The organism is Clostridium celatum DSM 1785 (assembly GCF_000320405.1).
GTDB classification, from domain to species: Bacteria; Bacillota; Clostridia; order Clostridiales; family Clostridiaceae; genus Clostridium; species Clostridium celatum.
Genome location: NZ_KB291703.1, coordinates 1 through 1,536 on the forward strand (window position 1 = coordinate 1; position 1,536 = coordinate 1,536).

Genomic DNA, 1,536 nt, shown 5'->3' on the forward strand with positions numbered 1-1,536 from the left:
TCCACTACTTTATACTAACACCAAAATGATATTCACTATAATCACAAATATTAGCCAATGTATTAATTGAAATATTATTAGAATAATTATCATGTATATAATTTAGAACTAATTTTACTTTATCTGTAACTTTAGTATTTATTATATTTTTATCAGTATTTGTTACTATTAAATTTCCTTTATAGAATAGTGAAAATAACTTATATAGTAAGGATTTTAATTCTAATTCATAAGCAATATCCTTTTCTTTATAACAGGTAATTATATCTTTTATAACCGTTAGTATATTATCATAGTAGGTATCATTATTTTTTATAATAAGTGGAATCTGATGATTATTATTTAAAATCGGAGAGATATACTTAAGTAAAGCTCCATCTGTATTCAGACTCTTAAGCATATCAATATTAAATACGAAAGAAGTCCAAGAAAGTGTGATATCATTAATACTATTTAGTGTATGAAGTTTTTGAGGTCCAATCATTAATATATCACCTTTTTCTATAATGAATGCTTCTAAATCTATTTTATAATTGCATCTTCCGTCAATAACTAATATAACTTCAAATTCTTCATGCCAATGAATTGGTATTGAAGGGGAGATTACTGGATCTATGCGACCTTCATAAAGAGAAAAAGGCATAATAAAATTACCATGTTGAATATTTTCTTTTAAATCATGAAATTGTAAATTATTCATAAATACTCCTTTTAGCAGAATTGTTATAATAAATGTTGTTATATTGCAAGTATATAATAAATTTTAACATTATAATAACATTATAGTTATATTTTTAAAATAGATTTTCAAAAAGGATGGTAATATATGAGAACTGAGAAAGATAAGATGATATCAGGAGATTTATACATAGCTTCTGATGAATTACTAGTTAAAGAAAGATTAAATGCTAGAATATTAACTAGATTATATAATAATACATTAGAAACTGAAATAGAAAAAAGAACTGAAATATTAAGAGAACTTTTAGGTTCTATGGGGAATAATATCTATATTGAGCCTACTCTAAAATGTGATTACGGATATAACATAAATGTTGGCGAAAATTTTTATGCTAACTTTGATACCGTAATTTTAGATGTTTGTCCAGTTAATATAGGCAAAAATGTATTTTTAGCTCCAGGTGTACACATTTATACTGCAACACATCCTCTAAACGCTGAGGAAAGAAATAGTGGCGCTGAATTTGGAAAACCAGTAACTATAGGGGATAGTGTATGGATAGGTGGTAGAGCTGTTATTTGTCCAGGTGTAACAATCGGTAATAATGTTGTAATTGCAGCAGGTGCAGTAGTAACTAAAGATATACCTAATAATGTACTTGTTGGAGGAAATCCAGCAAAAATTATAAAAACTATAGAGTAATTATTTATGAAACTTTATTTTAATTATATCCAAAATTTTATATTTTATTAGATAAATTTACCTCTTTTATTGTAATTAAAATATGTTTCATATAAAAAAGCAGAGCATGAAATCATGCTTTGCTTTTTTGTGTGTGCCCAGCATGGGCAACA

General features: G+C 25.8%; 2 protein-coding genes. One reads left to right on the plus strand and one right to left on the minus strand.

Annotation, left to right across the window (positions count from 1 at the left end):
- Positions 1-4: 4 nt before the first annotated feature.
- Positions 5-700, minus strand: a complete 696-nt coding sequence (locus HMPREF0216_RS14025; RefSeq protein ID WP_005215570.1) for an AraC family ligand binding domain-containing protein — start codon at positions 698-700, stop codon at positions 5-7.
- A 126-nt stretch (positions 701-826) separates the two neighbouring features.
- Here HMPREF0216_RS14025 and HMPREF0216_RS14030 point away from each other — a divergent pair, with 126 nt between their 5' ends.
- On the plus strand, positions 827-1,384 hold the full coding sequence (locus HMPREF0216_RS14030; RefSeq protein ID WP_005215571.1) for a maltose acetyltransferase domain-containing protein: 558 nt from the start codon (positions 827-829) through the stop codon (positions 1,382-1,384).
- The last annotated feature ends 152 nt before the right edge of the window (positions 1,385-1,536 follow it).